Origin of the sequence: Microbacterium oleivorans (assembly GCF_001691565.1) — a bacterium.
In the GTDB taxonomy this organism is placed as follows: domain Bacteria; phylum Actinomycetota; class Actinomycetes; order Actinomycetales; family Microbacteriaceae; genus Microbacterium; species Microbacterium oleivorans_B.
Genome location: NZ_MAYO01000003.1, coordinates 1,986,740 through 2,012,133 on the forward strand (window position 1 = coordinate 1,986,740; position 25,394 = coordinate 2,012,133).

The 25,394-nt window shown below is 71.3% G+C and carries 21 protein-coding genes; 12 read left to right on the forward strand and 9 right to left on the reverse strand.

Going from position 1 to position 25,394, the window contains the following annotated elements:
* The first annotated feature begins 2 nt into the window (after nucleotides 1–2).
* Both BBA86_RS12285 and BBA86_RS12290 read left to right on the forward strand, forming a co-directional pair.
* The gene (locus BBA86_RS12285; protein WP_065571818.1) at nucleotides 3–887 is read left to right on the forward strand and encodes a LysR family transcriptional regulator; all 885 of its coding nucleotides are present in this window, start codon (nucleotides 3–5) and stop codon (nucleotides 885–887) included.
* A 30-nt stretch (nucleotides 888–917) separates the two neighbouring features.
* A complete protein-coding gene (locus BBA86_RS12290; RefSeq protein WP_065571819.1) occupies nucleotides 918–1,967 on the forward strand; it encodes a zinc-binding dehydrogenase in 1,050 nt (349 codons plus the stop codon).
* On the opposite strand, the gene BBA86_RS12295 is transcribed toward BBA86_RS12290, so the two are convergent.
* Nucleotides 1,951–2,541, reverse strand: coding sequence for a TetR/AcrR family transcriptional regulator (locus BBA86_RS12295; protein WP_065571820.1), 591 nt, complete (start codon nucleotides 2,539–2,541; stop codon nucleotides 1,951–1,953). The two genes, BBA86_RS12290 and BBA86_RS12295, sit on opposite strands and share 17 nt — an antisense overlap.
* Nucleotides 2,542–2,601: 60 nt before the next feature.
* On the opposite strand from BBA86_RS12295, the gene BBA86_RS12300 reads away from it, so the two are divergent.
* Together BBA86_RS12300 and dcd are read left to right on the forward strand one after the other, a co-directional pair.
* Nucleotides 2,602–4,626 (forward strand): beta-galactosidase, encoded by a 2,025-nt coding sequence (locus BBA86_RS12300; RefSeq protein ID WP_065571821.1) that lies wholly within the window; start codon nucleotides 2,602–2,604, stop codon nucleotides 4,624–4,626.
* A 134-nt stretch (nucleotides 4,627–4,760) separates the two neighbouring features.
* Nucleotides 4,761–5,366: a dCTP deaminase gene (gene dcd, locus BBA86_RS12305; protein ID WP_018187610.1), complete on the forward strand. Its 606-nt coding sequence runs from the start codon at nucleotides 4,761–4,763 to the stop codon at nucleotides 5,364–5,366.
* 6 nt (nucleotides 5,367–5,372) lie between these two features.
* Here dcd and BBA86_RS12310 read toward each other — a convergent pair whose 3' ends face one another.
* Complete coding sequence (locus BBA86_RS12310) at nucleotides 5,373–5,864, reverse strand: hypothetical protein (protein ID WP_065571822.1); 492 nt, start codon at nucleotides 5,862–5,864, stop codon at nucleotides 5,373–5,375.
* On the opposite strand from BBA86_RS12310, the gene BBA86_RS14620 reads away from it, so the two are divergent.
* The gene (locus tag BBA86_RS14620) at nucleotides 5,863–6,351 is read left to right on the forward strand and encodes a MarR family winged helix-turn-helix transcriptional regulator (RefSeq protein WP_223247092.1); all 489 of its coding nucleotides are present in this window, start codon (nucleotides 5,863–5,865) and stop codon (nucleotides 6,349–6,351) included. The two genes, BBA86_RS12310 and BBA86_RS14620, sit on opposite strands and share 2 nt — an antisense overlap.
* A gap of 70 nt (nucleotides 6,352–6,421) precedes the next feature.
* A complete protein-coding gene (locus tag BBA86_RS12320; RefSeq protein ID WP_083199578.1) occupies nucleotides 6,422–8,188 on the forward strand; it encodes a BCCT family transporter in 1,767 nt (588 codons plus the stop codon).
* 21 nt (nucleotides 8,189–8,209) lie between these two features.
* Here the strand turns inward: BBA86_RS12320 and BBA86_RS12325 are convergent, their stop codons facing one another.
* The 4 genes from BBA86_RS12325 to BBA86_RS12340 are packed head-to-tail and all read right to left on the reverse strand — an operon-like array spanning nucleotide 8,210 to nucleotide 13,995.
* A complete protein-coding gene (locus tag BBA86_RS12325; RefSeq protein ID WP_065571823.1) occupies nucleotides 8,210–11,158 on the reverse strand; it encodes a glycoside hydrolase family 2 TIM barrel-domain containing protein in 2,949 nt (982 codons plus the stop codon).
* The gene (locus BBA86_RS12330) at nucleotides 11,155–11,913 is read right to left on the reverse strand and encodes a glucosamine-6-phosphate deaminase (protein ID WP_065571824.1); all 759 of its coding nucleotides are present in this window, start codon (nucleotides 11,911–11,913) and stop codon (nucleotides 11,155–11,157) included. Before BBA86_RS12330 ends, BBA86_RS12325 begins: the two co-directional genes overlap by 4 nt.
* On the reverse strand, nucleotides 11,910–12,857 hold the full coding sequence (locus BBA86_RS12335; protein ID WP_065571825.1) for a BadF/BadG/BcrA/BcrD ATPase family protein: 948 nt from the start codon (nucleotides 12,855–12,857) through the stop codon (nucleotides 11,910–11,912). Before BBA86_RS12335 ends, BBA86_RS12330 begins: the two co-directional genes overlap by 4 nt.
* Complete coding sequence (locus BBA86_RS12340) at nucleotides 12,850–13,995, reverse strand: ROK family transcriptional regulator (protein WP_065571826.1); 1,146 nt, start codon at nucleotides 13,993–13,995, stop codon at nucleotides 12,850–12,852. The genes BBA86_RS12335 and BBA86_RS12340 overlap by 8 nt, the downstream gene beginning before the upstream one ends.
* Before the next feature lie 99 nt (nucleotides 13,996–14,094).
* Between BBA86_RS12340 and BBA86_RS12345 the strand changes: the two genes are divergently transcribed.
* Genes BBA86_RS12345 through BBA86_RS12355 form a run of 3 tightly spaced genes read left to right on the forward strand, consistent with a single transcriptional unit; the run spans nucleotide 14,095 to nucleotide 18,117 of the window.
* A complete protein-coding gene (locus tag BBA86_RS12345) occupies nucleotides 14,095–15,081 on the forward strand; it encodes an aldo/keto reductase (RefSeq protein ID WP_065571827.1) in 987 nt (328 codons plus the stop codon).
* Nucleotides 15,078–17,423, forward strand: coding sequence for a glycosyl hydrolase family 95 catalytic domain-containing protein (locus tag BBA86_RS12350; RefSeq protein ID WP_065571828.1), 2,346 nt, complete (start codon nucleotides 15,078–15,080; stop codon nucleotides 17,421–17,423). The genes BBA86_RS12345 and BBA86_RS12350 overlap by 4 nt, the downstream gene beginning before the upstream one ends.
* A 58-nt stretch (nucleotides 17,424–17,481) precedes the next feature.
* A complete protein-coding gene (locus BBA86_RS12355; RefSeq protein ID WP_065571829.1) occupies nucleotides 17,482–18,117 on the forward strand; it encodes an NADPH-dependent F420 reductase in 636 nt (211 codons plus the stop codon).
* A gap of 84 nt (nucleotides 18,118–18,201) precedes the next feature.
* On the opposite strand, the gene BBA86_RS12360 is transcribed toward BBA86_RS12355, so the two are convergent.
* Entirely contained in the window at nucleotides 18,202–19,578 is a 1,377-nt protein-coding gene (locus tag BBA86_RS12360; RefSeq protein WP_065571830.1) for an MFS transporter, read from the reverse strand.
* Between the two features lie 45 nt (nucleotides 19,579–19,623).
* On the reverse strand, nucleotides 19,624–20,394 hold the full coding sequence (locus tag BBA86_RS12365; RefSeq protein ID WP_189318466.1) for a response regulator transcription factor: 771 nt from the start codon (nucleotides 20,392–20,394) through the stop codon (nucleotides 19,624–19,626).
* Nucleotides 20,395–20,620: 226 nt separating this feature from the next.
* On the opposite strand from BBA86_RS12365, the gene BBA86_RS12370 reads away from it, so the two are divergent.
* The 3 genes from BBA86_RS12370 to BBA86_RS12380 are packed head-to-tail and all read left to right on the forward strand — an operon-like array spanning nucleotide 20,621 to nucleotide 24,669.
* Nucleotides 20,621–22,282, forward strand: coding sequence for a GspE/PulE family protein (locus tag BBA86_RS12370; RefSeq protein ID WP_065571831.1), 1,662 nt, complete (start codon nucleotides 20,621–20,623; stop codon nucleotides 22,280–22,282).
* Complete coding sequence (locus tag BBA86_RS12375; RefSeq protein ID WP_065571832.1) at nucleotides 22,269–23,438, forward strand: type IV pilus twitching motility protein PilT; 1,170 nt, start codon at nucleotides 22,269–22,271, stop codon at nucleotides 23,436–23,438. Before BBA86_RS12370 ends, BBA86_RS12375 begins: the two co-directional genes overlap by 14 nt.
* 1 nt (nucleotide 23,439) lies before the next feature.
* Nucleotides 23,440–24,669 carry a type II secretion system F family protein gene (locus BBA86_RS12380; protein ID WP_065571833.1) on the forward strand — a complete coding sequence of 410 codons (1,230 nt, stop codon included), beginning with the start codon at nucleotides 23,440–23,442 and terminating at the stop codon, nucleotides 24,667–24,669.
* Nucleotides 24,670–24,729: 60 nt separating this feature from the next.
* Here BBA86_RS12380 and BBA86_RS12385 read toward each other — a convergent pair whose 3' ends face one another.
* Nucleotides 24,730–25,392: a hypothetical protein gene (locus tag BBA86_RS12385; protein WP_065571834.1), complete on the reverse strand. Its 663-nt coding sequence runs from the start codon at nucleotides 25,390–25,392 to the stop codon at nucleotides 24,730–24,732.
* Nucleotides 25,393–25,394: the final 2 nt, after the last annotated feature.

Consider the following 25,394-nt stretch of genomic DNA (forward strand, 5'->3'; position numbering starts at 1 on the left):
GCATGAGTCGTGATCGCCTGGCCGAGCTGCTGCCGCATCTTCCGCTGCTCGACGCGCTGGGAGACGACGAGCACGTCACCCGCGCGGCCGAGGCCCTCGGCGTTCCGCAACCGACCGTGAGCCGCGCGCTCCGCCAGCTCGAGTCGCGGCTCGGTGTCGCACTGGTCGCGCGGGACGGCCGCGGCATCCGGCTCACGGACGCCGCGCGTCGGATGCTGCCGGGCGTCCGCGTCGCCCTCCGCGCCGCGCAGGACGCGCTCGATTCCCTCGACGACGCGCGCTCGACCGTCGGGCTCGCGTTCCAGAACTCGCTCGGTGAGAACCTCGTCCCTCGGCTCGTCCGTCGACTGCGCGAGGAGCGCCCCGACATCCGGGTGCAGCTCTGGCAGGGCGCGCGCGATGCCTGCCTCGCCGAACTCGACTCCGGACGAACCGACCTCGCGATCGTCTCGGGGGCCGCCGCGACGCATCCCTCCGGAGAAACGCTCCACCTCTACGATGAGCCGCTCGTCGTCGTGGTCCCCGAGGGGCACCGGCTCGCGACGGCCGCGCGGGTCTCGCTCGGGGACGTCGCCGGTGAGACGCACGTCACGCTCAAGCCGGGGTACGGGCTGCGCCGCACGCTCGAGCAGATCTTCGCCGCCGAGGGCGTGCCGCTCGACATCGCCTTCGAGGGCGACGATCTGCGGACGCTCCACGGCCTCGTCGCGGCAGGTCTCGGCGTCGCGATCGGCCCGGAGGTGCCGCATCCCCTCGACGGGTGCGTGCAGCGGCCCATCGACGATCCGCGCGCGGCGCGCGACATGGGCGTGGTTTTCCGGGCCGGACCGCGCCCGACCGCAGTGGACGACGTCATCGCCGTGCTCCGGGAGCTCACTCAGTCCTGACGGTCGGCCCTCGCGCGGCAGAATCGGAGGATGCGCGCGATGGTGATGGAACAGATCGCAGGACCCCTGGTCGTCACCGAGGTCGCCGATCCGGTAGCGCCTGCGGGCGGCGCCGTCATCGAGGTGCACGCGACCGGTCTCTGCCGCAGCGACTGGCATGCCTGGGTCGGACACGACGACATCGCCCTGCCCCACGTTCCCGGACACGAACTGGCCGGTGTCGTCGTCGAGGTCGGCGCGGGCGTCGAGAACTGGTCGGTCGGCGATCGGGTGACGGCGCCGTTCGTCTGCGGATGCGGCCGGTGCGAGTGGTGCCGCAGCGGCAACGCTCAGGTGTGCCCCGAGCAGCAGCAGCCCGGCTTCACCCATTGGGGCTCGTTCGCCGAGCGGGTCGCACTCCACGCCGCCGACCGCAACCTCGTCGCCGTGCCGGAGTCGATCTCCTTCGCCGCTGCCGCCGCACTCGGATGCCGCTTCGCCACCGCCTACCGTGCACTCACCGCTCGCGCGCACCTGACCGCGGGGGAGTGGGTCGTCATCGTCGGTGCCGGCGGGGTCGGTCTCAGCGCGGTCATGATCGCGAAGGCGCTCGGTGCGAAGGTCGTCGCCGTCGATCGTTCCGACGCGGCACTCGACGTCGCCCGCACGCTCGGCGCGGACGAGGTCATCGTCGCGGACGGGCGCGACGTGCCCGAAGCCGCCCACGCGGTCACGGGCGGCGGTGCCCACGTCTCGATCGACGCCGTCGGCAGTGAACAGACCTGCGCGGATGCCATCCACAGCCTGCGTCGCCGGGGGCGGCACGTGCAGATCGGGCTGCTGCCCTCGGTATCCGGCCTCACCCCTGCGCCGCTGGCGCGCGCCATCGCGTGGGAACTCGACATCCTCGGCAGTCACGGCATGGCGGCCGAGGATTACCCCGGGATGCTGGAGCTCATCGCCCACGGCGCGCTCCGCCCACAGGACCTCATCGAGCGGACGGTATCGCTCGAGCAGGCCGCCGAGCTCCTGCCGGTCCTGGACTCGGCCTCGCCGGCGGGGATGACGATGATCGACCCGCGGCTCACTCCCGGGGTGTGAGCAGAGCGTCCAGCGCGACGCGCATCGCGGCGACGGGATCCGTGTCGTCGGCGAGCCAGCGCACCTGGATGCCCTCCCACGTCCCGATGACGAGGTCGGCGAGCATCGTGGCATCCTCGGTCGTCGCGAGGCGGCCCGCGGCGCGGTCGTGCTCGATCGCGTCGCGGTAGTCGGGGATGACCGACGCGTAGCGCTGTCGCAGCCACTCGTGCGCCTCGTGGCCGGCGTGCGTCGCCTCGGCCTGCACGACCGTGAACATGCGTACGAGCTCGCGCCGCCCGATGTTGCGCTCGACGATCGCGAGCACCGTCGGGATGAACCCGTCGCGTGCCGAACGCTCGAGGAAGTCCGTGTCAGCGGCATCCTCCTGCGCGAGCACGGCAGCCAGCAGCGACACCTTCGTGGGGAAGTGGTGCATGACGGTGGTCAGGCTCAGGTCGAGCTGCTTCGCGATCTGGCGCAGCGACCCGCCTCGGTACCCGTGCGTGCCGAAGACGGCCGTCGCCGTTGCGATGATCTCGCTGCGACGCGCGGCGGACTTCGCGTACGGTCCGCGGGCCGGGGCATCGGTCATAGTCGAACAGTAGATCACGCGAAACCGTGCAGGTGCACGTATTTGGGCTAGCGTGGTCGCGTGCAGAACTATCGCTGGGTGAAGGACGGCTCGCAGGAGCCCGGGACCATGCGCTACGGCGCCGACTACAACCCCGAGCAGTGGCCGCGCGAGGTGTGGGATGACGACATCCGGCTCATGCGCGAGGCCGGCGTGAACATCGTCTCGCTCGGCATCTTCTCGTGGGGGCTGCTCGAACCGCGCCCCGGCGAGTACGACTTCACGTGGCTCGACGAGATCATCGAGCTGCTGCACGCCAACGGCATCGACGTCGACCTCGCGACGGCGACGGCCTCGCCGCCCTCGTGGATGGCCCGCCGGCATCCCGAGATCCTGCCGCAGACCGTCGACGGCACGATCCTCTGGCCCGGCTCCCGCCAGCACTGGCGACCGACCTCGCCCGTGTTCCGCGAGTACGCGCTGCGCCTGGTCCGAGCGCTCGCCGAGCGCTACGGCGGCCACCCCGCCCTGGTCGCGTGGCACATCTCCAACGAGCTCGGATGCCACAACCTCTACGACTACTCCGACGACGCCGCTCGCGCGTTCCGCGTCTGGCTCGAGGCGCGCTACGGCACCATCGAGGCGCTCAACGACGCCTGGGGCACGGCGTTCTGGTCGCAGCACTACGAGGAGTGGGACGAGATCCTGCCGCCGCGCTCGGCGCCCACGATCCGGAACCCCGGACAGCAGCTCGACTTCGAGCGGTTCTCGTCCGATGCCGTCCGCGACCACCTGCGCGCCGAGGCGGCGGTGCTCGACGAGGTGACCCCCGGCATCCCGCGGACGACGAATTTCATGGTTGCGCAGAACGTCCGCGACATCGACTACCCGTCATGGGTGGACGACGTCGACTTCGTCTCGAACGACCACTACCTGCGACCCGGTGAGTTCGGCCGCGACGACCTCTCGTTCTGGGCGAACCTGACGGGCAACATCGCCCGCGGGCTGCCGTGGTTCCTCATGGAGCACGCGACGAGCGCCGTGAACTGGCGCGAGGTCAACCCGCCCAAGCGGCCGGGCGAGCTCGTGCGCGACGCCCTCACGCACGTCGGTCACGGAGCCGATGCGGTCTGCTACTTCCAGTGGCGGCAGTCGCGCGCCGGCGGCGAGCGGTACCACTCCGGCATGGTGCCGCACGCGGGCGAGAACAGCCGCGTGTTCCGTGACGTCGTCGCCCTCGGCGGAGCGCTCCGCGACCTGTCGGCCGTCACCGGCTCGCGCCGCGAGAAGGCGCGCGTCGCGATCGTGGTCGACTACGAATCGTGGTGGGTCAGCGGACGCGATGCCCACCCGTCGGACTCGCCCGCCTACGACGACGAGACCCTCGCCTGGTACCGGGCGCTCCTCGACCTCGGCGTCCGCGCCGACGTCATCCCGGTCGGCGCGGCGTTCGACGGCTACGAGGTGCTCATCGCCCCGATGCTGCACGTCGTGCCCGACGCCCTGCGGTCGCGTCTCGAGGCGTACGCGGATGCCGGTGGCCACCTCGTCACGACCTACTTCTCGGGCATCGTCGACGAGAACGACCGCGTCTGGCTCGGCGGCTACCCCGGCGCGCTGCGCGAGCTGCTCGGCGTCACGGTCGAGGAGTTCGTGCCGCTGCTGCCCGACGAGCGCATCGCCCTCGACTCGGGAGCCGTCGCGCACGGCTGGACCGAGCGGATCGTGCACGTCGGCGACGACGTCGGGGTACTCGACACCTACGCCGACGGCGACCTCGCCGGTGCGCCGGCGGTGACCCGCCGTCGCCTCGCGGGCGGCGGCAGCGCGACGTACGTGTCGGCCGACATCGGCCGCGACGGCGTCCGCGCGGTGCTCACGGGGCTCGAGCTGAATGCGCTGGCCGGCGACCCGCGGTCCGCGGAGGGACGGCTCGACGTCATCGAGCGCGGCGACGGCGAGGCTCGGTACGTGTTCCTCTCGAACCGCACCGACGACGAGGTCGCGGCGCCGGTGGCCGGCGACGTGCTCGTCGGCGCAGCCGCGGCATCCGGCGTCGTCACGGTGCCGCCGCGGAGTGCGGTGGTCGTCCGCGTCGCGCGCTGAGGGTGCGGATGCGGTGACGAACGCACGACCGGTGGGGCTGGTGTCGACTCGCGCAGGCGGGGAGGCAACAGCAGCCCCGCCGATCGTGCATCCGTCGCGCGAGGGAAGGCCCGGGCGGCCAGTAGGCTGGCCGCGTGCTGCTCAGCGACCGCGACATCCGAGGCGAGATCGACGGAGGCCGCATCGGCCTCGACCCGTGGGACCCGGCGATGGTCCAGCCATCGAGCGTCGACGTGCGGCTCGACCGGTACTTCCGGCTGTTCGACAACCACAAGTACCCGTTCATCGACCCGTCCGAGGACCAGCCCGAGCTGACGCGCCTCATCGAGGTCGCGCCCGACGAGCCGTTCATCCTGCACCCGGGGGAGTTCGCGCTGGGTGCGACGTTCGAGCAGATCACGCTGCCCGACGACGTCGCCGCGCGCCTCGAGGGCAAGAGCTCGCTCGGTCGCCTGGGTCTCATCACGCACTCGACTGCGGGGTTCATCGACCCCGGCTTCTCGGGTCACGTGACGCTCGAACTCGCGAACGTCGCGACGCTCCCCATCAAGCTGTGGCCGGGTATGAAGATCGGCCAGTTCTGCTTCTTCCGCCTGAGCTCGCCGGCCGAGAACCCGTACGGCACCGGCTCGTACAAGAACCGGTACCAGGGGCAGCGGGGGCCGACGGCATCCCGCTCGTTCCAGAACTTCCACCGCACCGACGTCGGGACGACCGACGCCGGTGCGAAGGGGAACTGACCGCGCTCAGTCGCGCTGCGCCTGCTCATAACCGCGGGTGAAGCCGCGCTCGAAGGCGTCGGCGACGGCGGCATGCTGCGCGAAACCACGCCGCTCGCCGTGGCCGTGCCCGTGGGTGCAGTCACGCCGCCGCTCGCCGTGCCGGTCGCCGTGGCCGAAGCCGTGGCCGTGGCCCTCAGCGTGGCCGTGCCCGAAGCGGTGGCCGCGGCCGAACCCGCGGCCGAAGCCGCGGCGACGGTGGCCGCGTCCGGGGCGGGGCGGCATCGGCTGCGACTCGTCCCAGCCGAGTTCCCGCGCGATCGCACCGAGCGAGCGCAAGAAAGTGTCGTAGTCGTCCTCGGGGACCGCGGCGGCCACTCGGGCCTGCACGGCGGCGACGATGTCGTCGCGTCGGGCGTCGGGCTCGGCCTGCTCGGCCTGCTCGCGGAGCGCGCGCGCCATCAGGCGATGGGCGAGCTTCAATCGGAATCCGAGGGTGTCGTTGATGGAGGTGTTCATGGGGTGTCCTTCCGAGACGTCGCGCGGACGCGGCGCCCCGCATCGGCACCACCCCGGCGGACCGCATGCGCACGGTCCGCACTCCGACGGCAGCGCCCCGCCCTGGATGCGCGGCGAACGCGGTTTCGGTCCCGGCGCGCGGCTCGCGGGTGCCCCCGCCCGCATCCGTCTGCTCGATGCCCTCGTCCACGCGCCGAACCCGCTCTCGGTGAGCGAGATCGCCGAGGCGATCGGCGTCGACCAGCCGCGCGCGTCGCGCCTCGTGCAGCAGGCCGTCGAACTCGGACTCGCCGCGCGCGAGGCGGACCCCGACGACGCGCGGCGCACGCGCATCGCACTCACTGCTGAGGGCAGGCGGCGCGCGGGGGACTTCCGGGGGGAGCGCCGCGAGCGGCTGTCCCGCGCGCTGGCCGACTTCACCGACGCGGAACGCGCGGAGCTCGTCCGGCTGCTGGGCAAGCTCGCGGCATCCTGGCCCCGCGACTGACTCCGTAACCCGGCCGACGTCCTGCGCGCAAGAAGGTGACCGGATCGCCGCTGGATGTCACCCTGGAACGGTGAGCACCGAGCAGCAGCAGTCCTCCACGGAAGCAGAACAGCCGTCCACCTCGACGACCGTCGTCCCCAACGAGAACGGCAAGGGGACGAGCCCCGCGGGCTTCACGCGGGCGATCGCCCCCTGGGTCTTCTGGCCTGCGGCGGTCCTGATCGTCGGCTTCAGCTTGTTCGCCATCCTGCTTCCCGCGCAGGCGGAGGCGTTCTTCGGCGGGGTGCAAACGACGATCGTCAACGCCTTCAACTGGTACTACGTACTGATCGCGGCCTTCTTCGTCGCGTTCGCGGTTTTCATCGGCTTCAGTCGATTCGGTGACATCAAGTTGGGTCGCGACGATGACGAGCCCGAGTTCTCCACCGGTGCGTGGTTCTCGCTGCTGTTCGCCGCAGGCATGGGCATCGGCCTCGTCTTCTACGGCGTGAGCGAGCCGCTCAGTCACTTCGTCACTCCACGTCCCGGGGTCGAGGGTGACAGCGCCCAGCTCGCGAGCGCGGCACTCACCCAGACCTACCTCCACTGGGGTGTGCAGGCGTGGGCGATGTACGTCGTGGTCGGCGTCGCGCTCGCGTACGCCATCCACCGGCGCAAGCGCCCTATCTCGATCCGATGGGCGCTCGAGCCTCTGCTCGGCAAGCGCGTGCACGGCGCGGCCGGAAACGTCATCGACGCGGTCGCCCTCGTCGGGACGCTCTTCGGCGTCGCCACCTCGCTCGGTCTGGGTGTGACGCAGATCGGATCCGGCTTGACGGCCGCAGGGATGCCGGAGCTCAACGAGTTCACCGAGATCATCCTCATCTTCGTCATCTCGCTTTTCGTCCTCATGTCCGTCATCTCGGGTGTCACCAAGGGCATGAAGTGGCTCTCGAGCCTGAACCTCATCCTCGCGGGGATCCTCCTGCTCTTCCTGCTGTTCGCCGGCAGCACCGAGTACCTGCTGCGCGAATGGGTCCAGTCGATCGGCGCCTACATCCAGAATTTCGTCGGACTCTCGTTCACCGTGAGCGCCTTCCAGGGCACCGCGGGCGAGGAGTGGCAGGCCTCCTGGACGTCGTTCTACTGGGGCTGGTGGATCTCGTGGGCGCCCTTCGTCGGGATCTTCATCGCCCGCGTGAGCAAGGGGCGCACCGTGCGGCAATTCGTGGCCGGCGTGCTGCTCGTCCCGACGCTCGTCGGTGTGATCTGGTTCGCCGTCCTCGGCGGTTCCGCGATCCTGAAGGAAACGACGGACCCCGGTTCGATGCTGGGCGCCGACGGCAAGGTCGACCTGCAGGGCGCGCTGTTCCAGCTGTTCTCGTACCTCCCCGGTGGTGCCGTCCTCACCATCGGCGCGATCGTCCTGATCGCCGTCTTCTTCGTCACCTCGGCTGACTCGGGGGCGCTCGTCATGGGCATGATCGCGTCGGGTGGCAACCCCGAGCCCAAGCGCTGGGTCCGCGTGTTCTTCGTCGCCCTGACCGCGGTCCTGGCCAGTGCGCTCTTGCTCGCGGGTGGCCTCGAGGCATTGCAGACGGCTGCGATCCTCATCGCACTGCCGTTCTCGGTCGTCATGCTGCTGATGTGCTGGTCGACCGTCCTCGCGTTCCAGCGAGAGCGGGCGGCGTACGCGCGTGCGGAGCGTCGACGCTTCGTCGCCGACATCGGCGACCACTACGGCCTCGAGGTCGAGGAGCCGAACGAGCGCGGGCTGAGCCTGCCGGCGTTCGTTCGGCGGGCGATACCGGTCAAGACCCCCCGAGGTGACGCGGAGGGCCGGAAGCGGGTCGACTGACCCGCCCCGGCCCGGCCGGGATCAGACGGCTTCGAACAGGAGCGCGAACGATGCGTCGCGCGCGGGCAGACGGTGGCGCGGCAGCACACCCGGCCCGCACGTGGCGGTGCCGACACCGGATTGAGCGATGTCGATCGACACGTGCGTCGCGGTCGGGGCGGGCAGCAGCGAGGCGTGCGACGTCGTGCTGAGCGTCGTCCGGTCCCACGGCGAGACGGTCAACGCGACACCGGCGTCGAGCGCTTCTCCGCCGACGACGCTCACGCGCACGCCGCCGTCGGTGGTCCGGATGACGGCGGTGCGCACTCCGCGCCGCGAGCCGCTCTCCTGCGGCCGGACGTGCGGGGTGACGAGTTCGTCGGGCCCGGCGGCGAACCACCCGAAGTGGACGCCCGACGCGGTGTCGGGGTAGCTGGGCCCGGGGCCGAGGCCGGCGAACTCCATCCCGACGGGTGCCCCCGCGAAGGTCACGTCGATGCCGAGGCGCGCCCAGTCGACGGTCCACGAAAACGGCGCCTTCTCGATCCAGGAGTTGTCCCACGAGCCGATGCTCCGCAGGTCCAGCTCCAGCAGCAGTCCTTCAGGGACGGTCGACCAGCGCCACAGCGCGTCGACGCCGCTGTCGAACGACGGTGCGCCGACGCGGGTGTCGACGACCAGGGCCGCGGCATCCGCCTCGACGCTGCGGACTCGGGTCTGCAGGCGGTCGATCCGGGCCAGCGCCCAGCGCTCCGCCATGGGCGGCAGGGTCGGTTCGTCCCAGCCGGGGAAGAGATCGTTGTCGGTCGGCGCACGCCAGATCCCGATGCCGGGACCTTCGACGACCTCCAGCGAGCCGAGCCGCAGCGGCCGTCCGCGTCGGTCGAATCCGTCCGCGTCCGGGGCGGTCGCCGCGCCCACCCGGGGAGCGCCGGCGGCGACGTGCTGACCCGTCGCGACGACGTGCCCCGACGGAGCCCAGTCCGTCGCGTGCCGCAGCACGGCGTCGATCGTCAGCGCGTCGGCCACGGTCGCCTCCGATACGGCGCGCGCCTCGTCGGGAAGCTCGATCCGCGCGTGCTCGCGCGGACCCACGGCGGGGACGTCCAGCTCGCCGTGCGCGACGACCTCGCCGTCGACCTCGCGCCGCCACCGGAACGCGAGGTGGCTCGTATCGACGTGGTCGTAGCGGTTCTGCAGCCGGATCCGGCGACGGTCGGCATCCACCTCCATCACGACGGGAGCGATGATCGCCGCGTAGTCGACGAGACCGGGGCGGACGTCACGGTCGGCGCTGATGAGGCCGTCGATGACGAAGTTGTGGTCGTGGACGGACTCGCCGAAGTCGCCGCCGTAACGGAACGCGCGACGGCCGTGCTCGTCCTCGATCGCGATCGCGTGCTCGATCCACTCCCAGATGAAGCCGCCGGCGAGGCGCGGGAAGCGCTCGTACAGGTCCCAGTACTCCTTGACGCCGCCGGGGCTGTTTCCCATCGCGTGACCGAACTCGCAATGCACGAAGGGCAGCGAGCGGCGGCGCAGCTCGGCCGCGCCGATGTCGGCGGGCGCGATCTCGTCCGCCTCCTCGCCGATGCGTCGGACCTCGTCGTGCGAGGCGTACATCCGCGAGTACACGTCGGTGTCGCGGCTGGAGTGGTCGCCCTCGTAGTGGATGAGACGGGTGTCGTCGTTCTCGCGCACCCACCGCGCCATTGCACGGATGTTGCAGCCCGCGCCCGACTCATTGCCGAGCGACCACATGATGACGCTCGGATGGGTCCGGTCGCGCGTGACGGTTCGGCGGATGCGATCGACGAAGGATGCCTCCCACGCCGGGTCGTCGCTCGGGTTGCCGCGCCACGACACGTACTCGTACTCGTGGGTCTCGAGGTCGCACTCGTCGATGACGTACAGGCCGAGCTCGTCGGCGAGGTCGAGCAGCTCGGCGTGCGGCGGGTAGTGCGACGTGCGGATCGCGTTGATGTTGTGCTGCTTCATGAGCACCAGGTCGCGCCGGGCGAGCTCCGTCGTGTGCACGCGACCCCGGTCGGGGTCGTGCTCGTGACGGTTCACGCCGCGCAGCATGATGGGGCGACCGTTGAGCGTGAGCACGCCGCCGTCGGCGCGGACGCGACGGAACCCGATGCGTACAGAGACGGTCTCGGATGCCGTGGCGAGGGTCGCGTCGTAGAGGCGAGGGGTCTCGGCGGACCAGGGCTCGACGCCACCGGCATCCACCGTCGTGCGGCCTGCGGCGACGTCGACGCGGATGCCCAGCTCGGGCACCGCGAGCACGGCGTCGATCGAGGTGGTGACCGCGACCGAGCCGTGCCCGGTCTCGTGGTCGTAGTCGCCGGTGAGGACCGCGTCGTCGATGCCGCCGGCGGGACGAGCGAGGAGGGCGACGCTTCGGAAGATGCCCGGCAGCCACCACATGTCCTGGTTCTCGAGGTACGTGCCGTCCGAGAACTGCGCGACGCGGACCGCGACGACGTCGCCTTCGCCGGTGAGCTCGTCGGTGACGTCGAACTCGTGGGTCAGGCGGCTGCCGCGGGTCGAGCCGAGGCGTACACCGTTGACGAACACGTCCGCGGCCGACTCGACCCCGTCGAAGCGCAGGAGGACGCGGCCCCCGGCATCCACCACCTGCCGGATCGCGTCGTCGACGTCGATGCGGCGCACGTAGTCGCCGACGGGGTTCTCATCGGGCGGGTAGGGCGGATCGATCGGGAAGGGGAACTGCACGTTCGAGTACGCCGGGGTCCCGAACCCGCTCATGTTCCAGTGCGCCGGGACCGCGATCTCGTCCCAGCCCTCGGTCTCGCCGGCGGTCCAGCCGTCGTGCGGCGCGAGCGAGGGGGACGGCGAGAGGCGGAAACGCCAGCGGCCGTCGAGAGACTGGGTGGGCGCGTCGGAGCGGAGCCGCGTGCGCGGGGGGATCGAGCCGTCGCCGGGACCGATGCGGGCGACGTCGAAGACGGGCGCGGTCATCGGGTGACCTCCATCGGGAGCGAGGCGGGACCGAGACGCGAGGCCGCGGCCGCGTCGAGCACGAGCGTGACGTGGGCGTGGCGTTGCAGGAAGGATGCCGGGAGGTCCGCCGTCTGAGGGCCTTCCACCGCGCGCGCCACGGCGTCGGCCTTCGACTCGCCCCACGCGACCAGCACGATCTCGCGGGCGTCGAGGATCGTGCCGATCCCCTGGGTGAGCGCATGGGTCGGGACGCGACCGGCGTCGCCGTCGAAGAACCGGCTGTTGTCGGCGACGGTCCGCGGCGCGAGCTCGACCACCCGCGTGCGGGAATCGACCGCGGAGCCGGGCTCGTTGAAGCCGATGTGGCCGTTCGCACCGATGCCGAGGATCTGCAGGTCGACGCCGCCGGCGGCCGCGATCGCCGCTTCGTAGCGCGCGGCGGCTTCCGCCGGGTCGGCGGAGTCGCCCTCGGGGACGTGCACGCGGGCGGGGTCGAGGCCGAGCGGTCCGGTCACCTCGCGGGCGATGACGGAGTGGTAGCTCTCGGGGTGGCCGACCGGCAGACCGACGTACTCGTCGAGCGCGAACGCCGCGGCGCGCGAGAGATCGAGGCCCGCCCGGACGCGCGCCGTGAGTGCCCGGTAGAGCGGCTGCGGGCTCGACCCGGTCGCGACACCGAGCACGGGAGCCGGGCGACCGCCCACAGACTCGGCGACGAGTGCCGCGGCGATCTCGCCGGCGCCGGCGGCATCGGGGGAGAGCAGGATCCTCACGAGAGCACCTTTCGGGGGGAGGGGGCGTCGGAGTGCGCGATCGCGAGGGCGAGCGCGCCGGCGACAGGGGGTTCGTCGAGCACGTGGAAGCGCAGCGTCGCGTCGCGGGTGTGCAGCTCGGCTCGGAGGAGCTCGGCCAGCAGTGGCTGCGCCGTCATGACGCCGCCGGCGGCGATGACGTCGGTGCCCTGCGCGCCGCGTCCGCGCACGGCGGTGACCGCGTCGGCGAGATGCGACGCGGATGCCGCAACGACCTCGCGGGCGATCGGCGAGCCTTCGGCGGCCGCATCGAAGACGTGCGGGGCGAATCCGCCCCACGCCGCCTCGCTCGCGTCGGCCTGGAACCGGAGGGCGAGGTCGACGTGGTCGAGAGCATCGAATGCGGCGAGGAACCGTGCCGCGAGCGGGTCGCTCATCGCGGCCCCGCCTTCGCGGTCGACGGTGCGGAGCAGTGCGACGGCGGCGCGCCGCGAGATGCCGGGCGCGCTCGCGTCGTCGGCGATGAGCCAGCCGTAGCCGTCGGCCGTCACTGGCTCGCCGTCGAGATCGAACCCGACGATCGCCGAGCCCGTGCCCGAGATGACGCAGACGGCCGCGTCGAGACCCATCGCGGGGGCGAGGAGCACGGCGTCGTTGACGACGGCGACGACCCCCGGCATCCGCTCGTCGAGCAGGTCGGTGGCCTGTCGGCGCTGCCGCGTGCTGTCGATGCCGTGCGCGCCGACGACGGTCACGTCGGGCGCCGCACCGACGGTGTCGACGACGAGCCGGGCGAGGCGGTCGAAGTTCTGGACGTCGTCGAAGATGGCGCCCGCCCGCCACAGGTCGCTCGGCACGATGCGGTCGACGACCTCGCCGTCCACGAGCGCGCGCAGGTGCGTCTTGGTGCCGCCGACGTCGACGCCGACGATCGCGCCGGGGGTCGGGTACCGGGTCTCAGGCAAGGTAGACCGCCCCTTTCACGTGCTCGATGATGAGCTGGCCGATGCCGACGAGCGCCGCGTCCTCGCCGAGCTCCCCGACGACGAGGGACGGCGGACGGGGGATGCGGCCGCCCAATCGTCGCGTGACGCCGTCGATGAGCCGGTCGGTCCGTCGCGGCAGGCGACCGGCGAGGATCACGACGCGGCAGTCGAGAATGACCGCGAGCGCTGCGACCGACATCGCGATGTGATCGAGCAGCCGCTCCGCGCGGTCGTCGTCGCCCTGGTCGAGGACGGCCATCGTGGAGGAGTCGTCGGCCGAGGCGGCGCCGAGCGCGAGCACGCGGGTCTCGAGGTCGCCGCCCGTGTCGTGGTCCTCTGCGAACGCGGTCGGTTCGGTGATGAGGTAGCCGATCTCGCCCGCGGCGGAGCCCGCTCCGCGCACGAGGCGGTCGCCCGAGACGATCCCGGCGCCCACTCCAACCCCGAAGACGAGAGCCGCGAGGTCTCCCGTGCCCTGCCCGGCGCCGCGGGTCCACTCGCCGATCGTGACGGCGTTGGCGTCGTTCTCCACGACGACGGGGAGCCCCGTGCGCTCGCGCATCACATCGCGGGCGGCGACCCCGTTCCAGTCCAGCTCGACCGAATCGCCGACGGAGCCGTCCGGGTCGACGACGCCGGGGACGGACAGTCCGATCCCCTGTGCCGGGGTCCCGAGCTCCGCCGCCGTGCGGATGAGTCGATCTGCGAGGCGCCCGATGCCTTCCAGGCGAGAGGATGCCGACAGTCCGCCGTCCTCCGCGTGGAGCGCTTCGCGGGTCTCGTGGCGGATGTCGCCGTTCAGATCGATGAGTGCGCCGCGGGCGACGCCGGAGGTGACGTCGAGGGCGACGACCGTGCGCGCCTCGCCGAGGGGACGGTAGCGATGCGTCGGCCGTCCGATCCCGCTCGCGTCGCGTTCGACCGCGAGGAGCCCGTCGGCGACCATTCCGGCGCAGAGGCGATGAACCGTCGCGGACGCGAGGCCGGTCGCCTCGATCAGCTCCGCGCGGGTGAGCGGGCCGCCGGCTTGGAGGGCGTCGAGGATCGCGGTGCGGTTGATGCGGGTGACGTCGGCGTTGGTCGCCGTGCCTCTGCTCGCCGCGCGTTCGCCGCTCATCGTTCCCTTCGAACCCTTTTCGTCTTACTCTGAGATAAAACCAGACGGATGCCGCTCCCGCAAGGTCGCCGGCATCGCCCCCCTCGCATCGGAGCAGCTGTGACCCCCGCCTCGTCCTCGCCCACCGAACTCCTGCGTCGCGCCGGCCGGTTCGGCCTCGGCGCCGCACCCCTCGGCAACCTGTTCCAGGCGATCGACGACGCCGAGGCGGCGGCGATCGTGCACGGTGCGTGGGACAGCGGCATCCGCGTCTTCGACACCGCCCCCCATTACGGGCTGGGCCTCAGTGAGCGACGGCTCGGCGCGGCGCTCGCCGGTCGGCCGCGCGACGAGTTCGTGCTGTCGACCAAGGTCGGGCGGCTGCTCGAGCCCGACCCGAGCGGTGCCGGTCGCCTCGACGACGAGGGGTTCGTGGTCGAGGCGACGACCCGGCGGCGGTGGGACTTCACGGCCGACGGTGCCCGCCGCTCGCTCGAGGCATCGCTCGATCGTCTCGGAATGGACCGGGTCGACATCGTCCACCTCCACGACCCCGAGGGGCGCGTCGAGGAGGCGATCGAGGGGGCGCTGCCCGCCCTCGTCGCGCTGCGTGAGGCGGGTGTCATCTCGGCCGTCGGCGTCGGCTCGAAGGACCCCGCCACCCTCGCCCGCATCATCGAGACCGGCATGGTCGACGTCGCCATGGTCGCGGGGCGGTACACGCTTCTCGAGCAGCCCGCCGCCGTCGACGTCCTGCCCGCAGCGCTCGAGCACGGTGTCGCCGTCATCGCCGTCGGCGTCTACAACTCGGGGCTGCTCGCGACGCCGCATCCCGACCCCGCCGCCCCCTATGAATACGGCTCCGCGCCCGAAGCCGTCTATCGTCGAGCTGTACGGCTCGCGGACGCGTGCGCGGCGCGTGGAGTGCCGTTGCCCGTCGCCGCCCTGCACTTTCCGCTGCGGCATCCGGCTGTGGTCAACGTGACGGTGGGGCTCGGCAAGGCGGCGCACGTCGCGCAGACGGCCGGATACATGAACGAGCCGCCGACCGAGAAGTTCTGGCGCGGTCTCGAAGAGGAGGGCCTGGTGCCCGGAGGAGAACGATGACCGAGCACGTCTTGTGGTACCGCCGACCCGCGGAGACCTGGAACGAGGCGTTGCCCCTCGGCAACGGCGGACTCGGAGCCATGTGCTTCGGCGGTGCGACGGATGCGCTCCTGCGCCTCAACGACGAGACCCTCTGGTCGGGCAGCCCCGCCAGTGAGCTCGCCGCCCCGGTCGTCACCGCGGACGAAGCGCGCGACGCCCTCGCCGAGGCTCGCGCCGCGGTCGCCGAGGGACGCGAAGAGGATGCCGACCGTCACGTCCGTCGGCTGCAGCACCGCCACGCGCAGTCGTTCCTGCCCTTCGCCGACCTGCGCGTCCGCATCGACGGGGCGACCCCCGACCAGGTCGAGGACTACCGTCGCGAGCTCGACCTGACGACGGCGACCCACGTCGCCACCGCCACGCGCGCCGGGGCGGGGCTGAGCCACCGCACGTGGATCAGCGCGCCGCACGGCGTGCTCGTCCACGAACTCGTGAGCGACGAGCCGATCGACGTCCGCGTCGAGCTCGACACGCAGCTGCGCGAACTCGGCCGCGTCGAGATCGACACTGCGACCACCCTGCTCGTGCAGGCACCCTCCGACGTGACGCCCCCGCACGACGAGGTCGACGAGCCCGTCGTCTACGAGGACGACGCCGTGTCGGTGCGGGGAGCCCTGCACGCCCGCATCGTCACCGACGGCACCCCGGTCCGCGGCGGACGCGTCCTGCGCGCGACCCGCGTGACCGTCGTCCTCGCCACGGCGACGACCTTCACCGGGATGGGACGGATGCCGGCCGGTACCGAACGTGCCGCGGCCCGCCGCGCGACCGGGCTCGTCGACGCCGCGATCGCGGCGGGGCTCGAGGACGTGCGGGCGGCGCAGCTCGCGGATCACGCCGCGCTCTACGACCGCACCGAGTTGTCTCTGAGGGGAGAGCCCGATCCCGAGCGCGACACCGCCGAGCGGCTGCGCGACCTCGCCCAGGACGGGACGGTCGACATCCGCCGCGACCCGGGCCTGGCGGCGCTCCTCTTCCACTACGGGCGGTACCTGCTCATCTGCTCGTCGCGCCCGGGCGGACTCCCCGCGACGCTGCAGGGCATCTGGAACCAGGACCTCCGCCCCGACTGGAGCTCGAACTACACGACGAACATCAACGTCGAGATGAACTACTGGGGCGCCCACACCGCCAACCTCAGCGAGACCGAGGAGCCGCTCCTCGACCTCATCGAGGCGCTCGCCGACAGCGGCGCCGAGACCGCGCGCCGCCTGTACGACGCCCCCGGCTGGGTCGCCCATCACAACACGGATGCCTGGGGCTACACCCAGCCCGTCGGGGACGGTGTGCACGACGCAGCCTGGGCGTTCTGGCCGATGGCCGGTCTCTGGCTCGGACTGCACCTGGCCGAGCGCGACGCGTTCGGTGTCGCCGACGCGGCCGAGCGTCGCCGTGCGTTCCGCCTGCTGCGCGGCGCGACCGCCTTCGCACTCGCCTGGGCGGCTCCGACCGAGGACGGCCGGTGGGGAACGGCGCTGTCGACGTCTCCCGAGAACACGTTCCGTTCCTCGGCGGGCGGCTCGGCGGCCGTGGCTGAGTCCGCCACCCTCGACATCGTGCTGCTGCGCGCGCACCTCGCCGAGTTCCTGCGGCTCGCGGACCTGCTGGGGTACGACGACGACCCCCTCGTCGCCGAGGCTCGGCACGCGCAGGAGAACCTCCCCGAGATCCCGGTCGAGGACGGCTCGATCGCCGAGTGGCCCGGCGGGCGGGAGGCCGTCGACCCCCACCACCGGCACCTCTCGCCGCTCGTGTTCGCCTACCCGGGGACCGAAGCCCTCACGCCCGAGCTCGAAGCGGCGGCATCCCGCTTCCTCGACCTCCGCGAGGACGAGTCCACCGGATGGTCCCTCGCCTGGAAGATCGCCCTCCGCGCCCGGCTCGGTCAGGCCGGTCGCGTCGCCGACCTGCTGGCCCTCGTGTTCCGCGACATGTCCGTCGACCGCGGCGACCAGTCCGGCGGCCTGTACGACAACCTCCTGGCGGCCCACCCGCCGTTCCAGATCGACGGCAACCTCGGGTACGTCGCCGGGCTCGCGGAGTGCCTCGTGCACTCGCACGGCGACGCGGTGACCCTGCTTCCTGCCTGGCCGGCTCCCCTCGGGGCGGGGTCGGTGCGCGGCCTCGTGGCCCGTCCGGGTGTCGAGCTCGACCTCGCCTGGGACGACGCCGGAGCCGTGACCTGGGCCCGCGCCCGTGCTCGGGTCGCGTCGGCGCACGGCGCGCACGCGTTCCGAGCCGGGGGTCGTGAGTTCGATGTCACCCTCGGCGGCACGTGGAGCGTCCTCATCGGCGAGTGATCGCGTTCGCATAGGTCTCAGCGGGAATGCCGGTGCGGCCGAGGCGTTTCCCCGTCGTATGACACACGTAGGAATCATCGGAGCAGGTCACATCGGTTCGGCTGTCGCGCGCGGACTCGTCGCGCAGGGGCATCAGGTCGCGATCAGCAACTCGCGCGGCCCCGAGACCCTCACCGATCTCGTCGCAGAGCTCGGCGAGAACGCCCGGGCCATGACCGCGAAGGATGCCGCGACCTTCGGCGAGTGGGTCGTCGTCACCGTCCCGCTGAAGGCGATCGACGAGCTGCCCGTCGAGGAGCTCGCCGGCAAGATCGTCGTCGACACCAACAACTACTACTGGGAGCGCGACGGCCACATCGCCGAGCTCGACGAGAAGAAGACCACGACCTCGCGCATGCTGCAGGAGCGCCTGCCGCAGTCGACCGTCGTGAAGGGCTTCAACCACATCCCGGCCGCCGACATCACCACCGACGGCGCCCCCGTCGGCACGCCCGGCCGCCGTGCGCTCGCCACCTCGAGCGATTCGGCCGACGCCGTCACCTTCATCACGAAGCTCTACGACGACTTCGGCTTCGACACCGTCAACGTCGGCGGCCTCGACGAGAGCTGGCGCGTCGAGCGCGACCAGCCGGCGTACGTCGTCCGCCAGACCGCCGACGAGCTGCGCGAGAACCTGGCCCGCGCGGAGCGCTGAGCCCCGGCATCCGCTCACGAGCCGACGCGAACGGCACTCGTCTTCGTCAGATGGATGCCGAACGCGTCGGCTCGACGCGTGTGATCAGGAGATCTCGCTCTGGCGGGCCTTCACGGGGAGCATCAGCAGGAAGCCCGCGGCCAGGACGAGCACGATGCCGAGGATGCCGAGTCGTGTGTCGCCGGAGAGTCCGACGAACAGCGCGAACAGGCCCGGCGCGAGGAACGACACCGCGCGCCCGGTGGTCGCGTAGAGGCCGAAGATCTCACCCTCGCGACCTTCCGGGGTGATGCGTGCGAGGAACGTGCGCGATGCCGACTGGATCGGTCCGACGAAGGCGCACAGGATGAGCCCCGCGATCCAGAAGCCGACCTGCGCCGTGCCGATGAAGAGGACGGCGGTCCCCGTGGCGATCAGCGCGACGAGCGAGGCCATGATCACGTTCTTCGAACCGAAGCGGTCGTCGAAGCGGCCGGCGACGATGGTCGAGATGCCGGCGACGACGTTCGCGGCGACGGCGAAGTAGAGGACGCCCGACGGGGTGAAGCCGAACACCTGTGCGGCGATGATGGCCCCGAAGGTGAACACGCCGGCGAGCCCGTCGCGGAAGACCGCGCTCGCGAGCAGGAACGCGAGGACCTGACGGTCGCGGCGCCACAGCTTCGTGAGCGTCTCCCAGAGGACCCGGTAGGACCCGAAGAAGCCCACGCGGTTCGCGCGCTCGCGCGCGGGGATCTCGGGAACGCGCACCAGCACCGGGATCGCGAAGATCCCGAACCACACCGCCGAGGCGAGGACGGCGAGGCGGATGTGCAGACCCCCGTCGGTCGTGACCCCGAGCGGCCCCGGGCTGTCGACGAGGCCGATGAAACCGACGAGCAGGATCACGAGGAGCACGATCCCCCCGACGTAGCCCATGCCCCACCCGAACCCCGAGACGCGGCCCATGTTCTCGCGGCTCGACACCTGCACGAGCATGGCGTTGTAGTTGACGCCCGCGAACTCGAAGAAGACGTTGCCGACGGCCAGCAGGGTCGCGCCGAGGATGAGATATCCGGGCGCGCCCTCGACGAACACCATCGCGGCCATGGCGAGGACCACGACGAAGGTGTTGATCCCGAGCCAGAGCTTGCGTCGTCCCGATCCGTCGGAGCGCTGCCCCAGTACGGGGGCGAGGACGGCGATCAGGATGCCGGCGATCATGAGCGCCGTGGCCACGACGCTCGCGTTTCCGGCGAGGGCGCGCACGAGCGCGGGATCCGACGCGTCGCCGTCCGCAGCCGAGACGATCGCGGGATCCACGAACAGGGAGCTCGCGAGGAAGGTGCTGAAGACGAACGTCGTGACGACGGCGTTGAATGCGGCCGACCCCCAGTCCCAGAGGGCCCAGGCCAGGACGCCGGGTCGGGAGGGTGCTCGGGTGGCGGGGATCTCGGGTGTCCCGCCGATGGAACGCGTCATGAGGCGCACCCTACCCCGCGCCCGGGTCTTCCCGGTGACGCCGCGTCAGAGCTTGGCCGGCGCGAAGCGGTAGCCGATCCCGCGGACGGTCTCTATCCATCGGCAGCGCCGGGCCGTGCCGCCGAGCTTGCGGCGCAGGTTCATGACGTGGACCTCGACGGCGTGCAGGTCGTGCGCGTTCACGTGGTCGCCGTTGCCGCCGTTCTGGCGGCGGAGCAGCAGCACGATCCAGGACTTCTCGAGGACGACGTCGGGGTTCCGCACGAGTGCCAGCAGGAGGTCGAACTCCGATCGCGTGAGGTCGATGCGGCGTCCGGCGAGTTCCGCGCGGCGGGATGCCGGGTGCAATCGCAACCCGTCGACGACGAGCCAGTCCGACTCGGTCGGGGGCAGGACCTCGGCTGCGCCCAGCGTGCGCCGCAGGATCGCGTCGAGACGGGCGCGCAGCTCGAAAGGGCGCCAGGGTCGCAGGACGTAGTCATCCGCTCCGCTGCGGAACGCCTCGACGGCGGCGGTCTCCTCGGTCATGTCCGACATGATGACGATCGATCCGGCGTGGAAGGAGCGGATGCGGCGCACCACCTCGAATCCGTCGATGCCCGCGAGGGTGGTGTCGACGGTGACGAGGTCGGGCTGCAGCCGATCGACGGCCTCGACGGCGGCGAAGCCGTCGGAGAAGGAGTGCACCTGGAAGCCGTGCTGCTGCAGCGTGCTGGAGAGGCGGTCGCGCGCCGTGCCGGCGTCCTCGACGAGGACGGCGACGCGTGTGAGCGGTCCCATCGTGCGGGCGGGTGCGGGGTGTTCGAGAAGAGTCATGTGAAGTCCAGGGGGTCCACGACTGTCGCTTCCCCCGTTCTCATTAAAATGCATTAATCTTCCGGCGCAACTCAGCGCGCCCCAGGGGCACCTCAGCTTTCCCTCAGTTGCGGGCGTCGCCGTGTGTCGCTGCGACCCCCCTGTCTACTCTGGCGAGGCGTGCTCGGACTGGGTGGGCACGTGCGCGCCCAGACCGAGGTCCGGCCGCCGATACAGGGGGTGCAGGATGCGGGGGATCGCACAGACGCTGGTGTTGACCGGGGCTGTGCTCGCAGGCGAGGTCGCGACTCTCGTCGACGAGTACGGCGAGACGGATGAGCTGATGCAGCAGCTCCTCGCGCGGGGAATCGTCTCGCCGAACCAGCTCGCCGAGGCGGTCGCCCTCCACACCGGGCACCGCTACATGGATCTCTCGGGACGTCAGCTCGACGCCGCGGTCGTCGCGCTCGTGCCCGGCGGCATGTGCCGCCAGCATCGCGTGCTCCCGGTCGAGCGCACCGGCGACCGGCTCGTGCTCGCGATGGCCGACCCGTCCGACATCATCGCGCTCGACGACGTCGCGACGATCACCGACCTGCACATCACCCCCGTCGTCGTCGCCCTCGACGCGCTCGAGAGTGCGTTCCAGCGCTACGTCCGCTCGGACGACGAGATCTCCGACCTGTCGGCCGCGCTCGAGGAATCCGCCGCGGCGGAGGTCTCGGTCGAGGAGCTCGATCAATCGGACAGCGACGCGCCCATCGTCCGGTTCGTCAACCTCCTCATCACGCAGGCGATCGACGACCGTGCGAGCGACATCCACGTCGAGCCCGGCGAGACCCACCTCGCCGTCCGCTACCGCATCGACGGCGTGCTGCACGAGATGCAGCGCGCCGACCGTGCGATCCAGGACGGCGTCGTCTCGCGGCTGAAGATCATGGCGTCGATCGACATCGCCGAGCGCCGCAAGCCCCAGGACGGCCGGCTCTCGGTCACCCACGTCGGTCGCAAGATCGACCTGCGTGTGGCGACCCTGCCCACCGTGTGGGGCGAGAAGATCGTCATGCGCATCCTCGACAACACCGGCGTGAGCCTGTCGCTGCGCGACCTGCAGATGGGCCGCGGGAACCTCGGTCGGTTCCGCACGGCCATCACCCGTCCGCACGGCTTGGTGCTCGTGACCGGACCGACCGGTTCGGGCAAGTCGACCACGCTCTACACGGCGCTCCGCGAAGTCGCGAACCCCGCCGTCAACGTCATCACCGTCGAGGACCCGGTCGAGTACCGCATCCCCGGTATCAACCAGGTGCAGGTCAACGCCAAGGCGGGCCTCACCTTCCAGTCCGCGCTGCGCAGCATCCTCCGCTCCGACCCGGACATCGTCCTCGTCGGTGAGATCCGCGACACCGAGACGGCGATCATCTCGATCGAAGCCGCCCTCACCGGCCACCTGGTGCTCTCGACCCTGCACACCAACGACGCCCCCGGCGCCGTCGCGCGTCTGACCGAGATCGGCGCGGAGCCCTTCCTCGTCGCGACCGCCCTCTCGGCCGTCGTCGCCCAGCGTCTCGCGCGGCGGCTGTGCACCGCGTGCCGTCAGCCGTACCGCGAGGACCCCGCCGTCCTCGAGCGGCTCGGCTTCCCGTTCGACCCCAGCGATCCGCCCGAGCTGTTCCGCAAGGGCGGATGCCCCGAATGCTCCGGCACGGGGTACCGCGGCCGTGTCGGACTGCACGAGGTGATGGCGATGTCCGATGAGATCGAACAGCTCGTCGTCTCGCACGCCACCGGCAGCGACGTCCGCGCGGCGGCTCTCCGCGACGGCATGACGAGCCTCCGCGAGGACGGCTGGTCGAAGGTCGTCCTGGGGGCGACGACGATCGAGGAGGTTCTCCGTGTCACGGTCTGAACTGCGAACTCGAGCCGTCGCGGCCGACACCGGTGCGACCGCCCTGCTCGACGGCATCCTCGGCACCGCTGCGGGAATGGGGTCCTCCGACATCCACTTCTCGGCGGATGCCGTGACCCTCCACCGTCACGACGGTCACCTCATCCCGGTCACCGGCTTCGAGGCCCCGATCCCCGGACCGACGCTGCTCGATGCGCTGGTGTCGATCATGACCCCGTCGCACCGCGAGTCGTTCCACGCGACGGGCGACGTCGACCTGTCCTACACCGTGACGGGCGTCGGCCGGTTCCGCGTCAACGTGTTCCGCCAGCTCGGCCAGGTCGCGGCGGCGTTCCGCCTCATCGCCAGCCGCGCCTTCACCCTCGCCGAGCTCGGTGCCCCCGAGGTCGCCGGCGAACTCGCTCTGCGTCCGCGGGGACTGGTGCTCGTCACGGGACCGACCGGTTCGGGCAAGTCGACGACCCTCACCGCGATGATCGACCTCATCAACCGGACGAAACAGGACCACGTCGTCACGGTCGAGGATCCGATCGAATTCGTCCACACGTCGCGGCAGTCGCTCATCCATCAGCGCGAGGTCGGCGCCGACACCAGCTCGTTCGCCGAGGCGCTGCGACGAGTGCTGCGCCAGGACCCCGACGTCATCCTCATCGGCGAGCTCCGCGACCCCGAATCGATCTCGACCGCGCTCACCGCCGCCGAGACCGGACACCTCGTGCTCTCGACGCTGCACACCCAGGGCGCGGCCAAGAGCATCAACCGCATCGTCGACGCCTTCCCCGCCCACCAGCAGAACCAGGTGCGCACCCAGCTCGGCGATGCGCTGCAGGGCGTCATCAGCCAGACCCTGCTGCCCCGGGCCCACGGGGGCGGCCGGGTGATCGCGACCGAGGTGCTCGTCTCGACGCCCGCCGTGGCGAACCTCATCCGTGAGAACCAGATCGCGCAGCTCTACAACGCGATGCAGGCCGGCGCCGGCCACGGGATGCACACGCTCGACCAGTCGCTGCGGCTGCTGGTCGAACGCGGCGAGCTGAACCTCGCCCTGGCCAAGCACTACCTGACCGATCCGAAGGCCCTCGACGGCGTGCGTGTGCAGCCGGCCGGCGTGCACGCCGACGCGTGGGCCGACCCGATGGATGTGTGGACGCGCTGACATGCCCCTTCAGGAGTACACCTACCGAGCCGTCGGCACGACCGGCGGACCCGTGGTCAAAGGCACCGTCGAGGCGGCCAGCGAGAGCGCCGTCGTCTCGAAGCTGCGCGCGCAGGGGCTCGCGCCGTTGCAGGTCGCGCCGATGTCGACGACCGGCCTGCACCAGGAGATCTCGATCCCCGGATTCGAGAAGGGCGTCAAGGTCGAGGACCTCGCGATCTTCGCGAAGCAGCTGTCCGGCCTGATCAACGCCGGTCTCCCGCTCATGCGCGCGCTCGCCGTCATCTCCGAGCAGACCGAGAGCAAGAAGCTCGCGTCCGCGCTCGTCGCCGTGCAGACCGACATCGCGGCCGGCAAGTCGTTCTCGGCCGCCATGGCCGCGCAGCCCAAGGTGTTCCCGCCGCTCATGGTGAGCCTCGTGAACGTCGGCGAGACCGGCGGCTTCCTCGGCGAGTCCCTCGTCGCCGTCGCGAAGTCGTACCGCTCCGACGTCGACCTGCAGCAGAAGATCAAGTCCGCGATGACCTACCCCGTCGTCGTGCTCGTCATCGCGATCCTCGGTGTGCTCGCGATGATCACCTTCGTCGTGCCGATCTTCGAGAAGATGTTCGCCAGCATGGGCGGCGAGCTGCCCATCCCGACGCAGATCCTCGTGACGCTGTCGCGGAACATGATCTGGATCGGTCCGCTGCTCGTCGTCGCCGTCGTGGGCGGGATCGTCTGGTATCAGCGCGTGAAGGACACCGACCGCTTCCGCGGTGCGGTCGACCCGTTCCGCCTCAAGATGCCGATCTTCGGCGCGTTCATCACGAAGATCGCCGTCGCCCGCTTCGCCCGCAACCTCTCGATGATGCTCAAGGCGGGCGTGCCCCTCCTCCAGGCGCTCGAACTCGTGGGCAAGGCATCCAACAACAAGGCGATCGAGGACGCCCTCGGCGAGGTGCGCGAGTCGGTGCGCCACGGACGCTCGTTCTCGACGCCGCTGGCCAAGGCCGATGTGTTCCCGGCCATGGTGTCGCAGATGGTGTCGGTCGGCGAGGAGTCGGGCACGTTGCCGGACATGCTCGAGTCGATCGCGGACTTCTACGAGACCGAGGTCAAGGCGGCCTCCGAGCAGCTGACCAGCATGATCGAGCCGATCATGATCACCCTGCTGGGTGTGCTCATCGGCGGCATGGTGGTCGCGCTCTACATGCCGATGTTCACGATGTACGAGCAGCTCGGCAGCTGAGACGCACGCGAAAGCCCCGGACCCTCGAGGTCCGGGGCTTTCCGCTCGTGCCGCGAGGCGTCAGCCGGTGACGTAGAACGCCAGCAGCGTCACCTCGGCGGTGACGGTGCCGTCGTCGTCGGTCGTGATGCCCGCGTTCGTGAGAGCGACCGCGCGCGGTCCCTTGCGCAGTTCGTCGATCACCGCGGTCGCTGCGGTGCTGTCGGGTGCCGCGATACTGAGGGTGATGCTCACCTGCTGCGGCCCGTCGCCGGCCGGAGCGGCAGCGGGGTCGGCGGGAGCCGCGGCATCCCCCGAATCGGTCCCCGACTCCGCCGTCGTCTCCGTCGCGGTGGGGGCGGTGCCGTCCGCGGCACCCGCGGCGGCTTCGGCGGTGCGCGCCGCGAAGGGCGTGGTCTCCCCGACGGTGACGGTGACGACCTTCCCGCCGTGCGCCGAGGCCGCGTCGGCGGCGAGCTGCACGATGTCGTCGGCGCGGACGGATGCCGGCACGATCCGGCGCAGCTCCGCGACCTCCGCGTCGAGCGCGGTCATGTCGGCGGCCTGCGCGGCGAGGCCGTCGAGCACGGCCTGCTGGGTCGCGTTGGACTGCTCGACGGATGCGGCGTCGGCGGCGATGCGCTGCGCGCCCGTGAACTGCGGCAGGGCGAACAGGAGGGCACCGGCGAGAAGGATGCCGAGGGACACGACGGCCCCGATGAGGTTGACCAGCTGCTTCGTCATCG